At 61.3% G+C, this 5,076-nt stretch carries 6 protein-coding genes; 3 read left to right on the top strand and 3 right to left on the bottom strand.

The features are described 5' to 3' along the window. Positions 1–40: 40 nt before the first annotated feature. From glk to LJE93_13205, 3 genes are all read left to right on the top strand, one after another. Positions 41–1,027 carry a glucokinase gene (gene glk / locus LJE93_13195; protein MCG6949862.1) on the top strand — a complete coding sequence of 329 codons (987 nt, stop codon included), beginning with the start codon at positions 41–43 and terminating at the stop codon, positions 1,025–1,027. Positions 1,028–1,401: 374 nt separating this feature from the next. Next, positions 1,402–1,839, top strand: a complete 438-nt coding sequence (locus LJE93_13200) for a PilZ domain-containing protein (GenBank protein MCG6949863.1) — start codon at positions 1,402–1,404, stop codon at positions 1,837–1,839. A gap of 112 nt (positions 1,840–1,951) precedes the next feature. Continuing rightward, entirely contained in the window at positions 1,952–2,251 is a 300-nt protein-coding gene (locus tag LJE93_13205; GenBank protein ID MCG6949864.1) for a hypothetical protein, read from the top strand. Between the two features lie 141 nt (positions 2,252–2,392). On the opposite strand, the gene LJE93_13210 is transcribed toward LJE93_13205, so the two are convergent. The 3 genes from LJE93_13210 to LJE93_13220 form a co-directional block, all read right to left on the bottom strand. Beyond that, complete coding sequence (locus LJE93_13210) at positions 2,393–2,944, bottom strand: transposase (GenBank protein ID MCG6949865.1); 552 nt, start codon at positions 2,942–2,944, stop codon at positions 2,393–2,395. A gap of 131 nt (positions 2,945–3,075) precedes the next feature. Then, positions 3,076–3,588 carry a hypothetical protein gene (locus LJE93_13215; protein ID MCG6949866.1) on the bottom strand — a complete coding sequence of 171 codons (513 nt, stop codon included), beginning with the start codon at positions 3,586–3,588 and terminating at the stop codon, positions 3,076–3,078. Between the two features lie 10 nt (positions 3,589–3,598). After that, complete coding sequence (locus tag LJE93_13220) at positions 3,599–4,561, bottom strand: hypothetical protein (protein MCG6949867.1); 963 nt, start codon at positions 4,559–4,561, stop codon at positions 3,599–3,601. Positions 4,562–5,076: the final 515 nt, after the last annotated feature.

Genomic DNA, 5,076 nt, shown 5'->3' on the forward strand with positions numbered 1-5,076 from the left:
CCTCTCAACTCAAAACCCATCACTGCTACACTCCCCGGCAATGCGAGTCCTCGCGGGAGACATCGGCGGCACGAAGACCCGCCTCGGCATTTTCGAGGTCGAGGGCGCGGACTGCCGGCCGGTGGAAGAAAGAAGCTACCCGAGCCGGGAGTACGAAGGCCTCGAGGAGATCGTGGTCGATTTCGTCGGGTCCCGGGGTGGAGGCTGCCGCACCGCGTGCTTCGGCATCGCCGGCCCGGTCGCCGGCCGGCAGGTGCGGGTGACGAATTTGCCGTGGGTCGTGGACGCCGCCGATCTGGAACGCTGCTCGGGCATCCCGGCGGTGGCCCTGATCAACGATCTCGAGGCGACCGCGTGGGGCATTCCCGCCCTGCACGAGAAACGGTTGACGGTTCTGAACGCGGGCGAGGCGGGCGCTGTCGGTAACGGTGCGGTGATCGCCGCCGGTACCGGCCTGGGTGAGGCCGGCATCTATTGGGATGGCGAAACCTTGAAGCCCTTCGCCTGCGAGGGAGGCCACGCCACCTTTTCTCCGACCGACCTGCTCGAGGACCGGCTCCTGCACTTTTTGCGGGACGTCCACGGTCACGTGAGCTGGGAAAGGGTGCTATCGGGGCCCGGCCTGGCGGATCTCTTCCGTTTCATGTTGGAGGAGGCCGACGAAAAGGAGCCGGGCTGGTTCGTGGAGGCGGAACGCGCCGGTGACCCGGTTCCTGCGATCTCGAGAGCGGCGCTCGACGGGTATCACGAGACTGCCTTCCAGACTTTGGAACTCTTCGCGATGTTCTACGGCGAGGAGGCGGCCAATCTCGCGCTCAAGCTGATGGCCACCGGCGGGGTGTGGATCGGTGGGGGGATCGCGCCGAAGATCCTGCCGTTCCTCGAAAATGGCGCCTTCATGGAAGGATTCCTCGCCAAGGGCCGGATGCAGCCGCTGCTGGAGAAGATGCCGGTCAAGGTGATTCTCGAAGATCGTGCCGCCCTCCTCGGCGCGGCGAAATATGCTGCGGACATGGTTTCCGGCTGAAGCCCTCCGTCATTCAGCCCGAACGAACAGAGCACTCCCGCCCTTTGTCATTCCGACCGAGCGAACGGCGAGAGCGAGCGGAGGAACCCGTTCGACTCGCTTCGCTCGCTCAGGGCAGGTTCTGTGGACATGGCAGAAGCGCGGTCCTGTATTGCCCATAGATCCCTCGGCTGCGCGCCTTCGGCGCTTCGCTCGGGATGACAGACCAATTTCTGATTTCGAATTTCCCACCCCACCCCCCGGGTTCTGCCTTTAAATACCGGGTTTCTGCTTCAAGTCGGTACGCCCTGTCCCAGGTTCGGACATGGTGATCTGCATCACGCTTGACTGAAGGTTGGCATTGCCCTTGCACTTATGCGGCGCCGGAGGCGGACATGCAGGAATCGAAGACAAAAAAAGAAGTTGCCAAGGATCGCCGGGATCGGAGGAGAAGCCTGCGATTCAAAGTGACCAACGAGGTCACCGGCCGCGTCAAGCCGACAATGGCCGTGCGGATCCTCGATGTCTCGCAGCACGGCATGTTGATCGATTCACCGTGCGGTCTGCCGCCTGCGGGAATCTGTGAGCTGACAATTGATGCGCCGAACGGTCCGGTTGTCATTCGCGGCAAGGTTGCACGCTGCCGGGCACAGATGATGCGGGATGACGACGGCAAGATGGCTATGCGGTACCAGGCGGGTCTCGAGTTTGCCGAGGAGATTGCCGAGGGCCTTGAGATCCAGGACCTGATTTCACAGATCTGCACGCTCGAGGCCCCCGGTGGAGAGGGTTCTGTCGCTCTGCCGGGAGACGAAATAGATCAAGCTATGTGACGAAGGGTCCGCCAGAATCCGCCCTCCGGGTGGACTCAACGTCAGAAGCCGCGAGGCCGTTGTGGTCTCGCGGCGTTTTTTGTGTCGACGGGACCGCGGTATGATCGACGGCGTGCAAGCATTCGAGTTCGAGGGTGGATCGGTCGACGCCTTTATCGCGAGAGTCAGGAACAAGCTCTCCGAGAAGGGGTACGAGGATTTCGTCAGAATGCGCCACGAGGGGGCCGAGCTGGTGATCGTGTTCCAGTGGATGGGGTCGAGCGAGCTTCGCTACCGCATCTCCGAGAACGACACCGGTTTTCGTGCGGATCTGGCGGGTGAGCGGATGTCGCCGCTGCACGGCGCGTTCAGGCAGGCGTTCGAGGAACGCCTCGACAAGGTTCTGGGTTCCGTCGGCGCGAGAGTCGTTTGAATTCTCAATTCTCAAATCTCAATTTTTAATTTCCGCCCACCCTGACTGGGGTGGGAGAGAAGGATTTGTAGGGGAGGGGTTTATCCCCTCCCGAGTTTGGGATTCCAACCAACCTTCCGCCTCGGACTCACTCGCACTGATTTACCCGTCGTCTACAGGACTAGGTGCGAGTTGAAATACCTCGGTCCACAGAACGTCCTCTGGCCTCACACTGAAGAAATCCGGATCGATCTCCGGCCACTGGCACGATCCGCACCATGGGTATCGGGCCCATTCCTCAACCAGGCCCGCACGTACCGGGTTCTCAAGCATGTACTGCAAAGTCCGGTTGATATCTTCTTTTCGCCGCAACAGGTGATCGTGAAAGCTCCTTTGCCACAGTGTTCCAGGTACATCAGGCCGAATGCGTTTGGCGGTTCGACCTTTGAAGACGCGCATGAAATCGAGCAGCGATCCGTCGACATTGAGAACCAGAAGGTGGACGTGGTCCGGCATGACGCAGAAACCGAGCACGCTCCAGGTTTCGCCGTGAAGCTGGTTGATTTCGGTTGTTGCCGCCTCAGCGAATGTCGGGTCAAAAAACACCTTCCGCCGGGCGGCCGTGCATGTCGTCAGGAGGCCTACCGCACCGGGTTGCGAATAGACAGCGGGGTGAAGGCGGGTCTTTTTGCGACGAGGTTTCCTGGTTTGCACCGTCGGCAGGATACCAAGCGGAAGTCGGGTTCTAAATGAATCGCCTTCGCTCGGGCGGGGATAAACCCCGCCCCTACGACGGAAGCACGCCCCGAGAAACCGTAGGGGAGGGGTTCATCCCCTCCAGGGGCTCACTCCAATTCGCCGAGGACGCTGATCAGCTGTTCGACCCTGGCCGCGGAGTCGCTGCCGGCAGGGTAGAGATAGCGGATTTCGAGGAGCCGGTAGGCCGAGGGGTGGATCAGGAACAAGACGGTCTCTTCCATGGTTCTGCCGTCCTCCGAGAATCTCCCTCTCGAGTAGAAGGCGGCCCCGAAATCGCCCGTGAGCTCCTGGCCGCCCTTGTAGACGCCGTCCGGCATCGCTTCGATCCGCGCCTGGTGATTCTGGACGGTGGCCACCAGATTGATGGAGGGCTGCTCGGGGCCGACGGCGAAGACGATCGAACCTTCGGCGCCCTCGGCCGTCGGCTTCAGGACGAGCGTTCGGCCCTCGTTCGCGACAACGGTCAGGCCCTCGGGCACCGACACGAGCTTGATGCCGAGCTCGGCGTTCTCGACCCCCGTGTCTACCGGAGGTGGGGGCTGGGAGCAGGTCAGAGCCGTCAACGCGACGGCGAGCAGAGTGAGGATTCGAGGTTTCACGCGTGCCCTCTCATTCGGTGATCAGGGGCACGGCCACGCACTCCTCGAGGTCGACCTCGTGGTCGGTTGCGCAGTGCATGCAGCGGAAGTGCACCTTTCTTCCTTCGTTGCGGTATTCGAGATCGCGTTCGCCGCAGGATCCGCAGATGAAGTTCCGCGCGTAGCCCCAGTCGAAGACCACCTCCTTCTTGAAGGAGGAGTCCTTGTCCAGGTGCCAGGTCATGCTCTTTTCCATTTCGCCGCTTTTCATCAGAAACGGCGCGTGGAATATGACCTGCAGCCTGAACTTCGATTTCCTGGTCTGAATCTTGCCGCCGCCGAACTCGACCTCGTCGATCATCTCGTACGGTATGGATTCGAATATCTTGCCTCTGCGGGTCAGCATCCGTCTCGACGTCATCAGAATCGGCCCTTCCTCGGAGTTGAGCCTGAGGAACGGGACCTCTTCCTGTACGAGCTCGTTGGAGAAGATGTCAGCGACCCCCGGCGGCATCTTGTATTGCTCGAGGTACTGCTGGGCGCGCTGCACCCACTCCTGGCGGAGTTGCATGGCCTTGATCATCGCCTGCTCGAGCGTGTGGTCCTTCTGCATTTTCAGCAGCTGCTCGCGCTCGTACTTCTTGAACACGACGCCACACTGGATGCACTCTTCGTTGGTCGCCGGCTGGATGTGATTGCAGGACGGGCACTCGCGTTCGGTCGGGCTCAACTCCTCTCGACGTTGCGGGTGTTTGTCGGTCGGCTTGACCTCGATCAGCACGCCCGTTTCGCCGAGGGCTTCGGCGGTCTCGATCGCCCGCTCCCGATCCAGCGCCTCGAACATCGGCAGCTGGGATGACGGGAATGATTCGTCGAACTCGGAGCCCGACCGACCGGTCAGGCGCTCCATCGCGGTTGCGAACCGGTTCCGGCCCGCCTCTGACGGATCTTTGAGCCCGAGAACATAGATGTCGTAGGAATTCACGTCTGCCATGAGCCACCTCGCTTGCTCTCAAGTATAACCAACGGAGGAATCCGAATGAGGAATGAGGAATGAGGAATGAGGAATGAGGAATGCCCGCCCGCCCGATGGCGTGTCATTCCGACCGAGGCCGAAGGCCACACACTTTACGTGTCATTCCGAGCGAGGCCGAAGGCCGAGCGGAGGAAGCCCCGCGTTGTCATCCCGACCGAGGACCCGAAGGGTCCGAGCGGAGGGATCTATGGGCAAGGCAGTGGCGCGCTTCAGCCCAGCCCGCCCCATAGATCCTTCGACTCCGCGTCCCTTCGGGACGCTTCGCTCAGTATGACATTCTGACTGGGCTCGTCGGACGAGCCCGTCATCTTGTCATTCCGACCGAGGGAGCGCAGCGACCGAGCGGAGGAATCTATCGGAAAGACAGAAGGGCACCGCTGCATTGCCCACAGTTCCCTCGATTCGGTCGCTTCGCTCCCTCACTCGGGATGACAACCAGAGGGGGATGCTGATGGAAAATCCGATATCCGAAT

It is taken from the genome of Acidobacteriota bacterium (assembly GCA_022340665.1).
Lineage (GTDB): Bacteria > Acidobacteriota > Thermoanaerobaculia > Thermoanaerobaculales > Sulfomarinibacteraceae > Sulfomarinibacter.

Bases quoted from the DNA above. Each gene is read 5' to 3' on its own strand.
- glk (MCG6949862.1), top strand. From the start codon at position 41: ATGCGAGTCCTCGCGGGAGACATCGGCGGCACGAAGACCCGCCTCGGC.
- LJE93_13200 (MCG6949863.1), top strand. From the start codon at position 1,402: ATGCAGGAATCGAAGACAAAAAAAGAAGTTGCCAAGGATCGCCGGGAT.
- LJE93_13220 (MCG6949867.1), bottom strand. From the start codon at position 4,561: ATGGCAGACGTGAATTCCTACGACATCTATGTTCTCGGGCTCAAAGAT.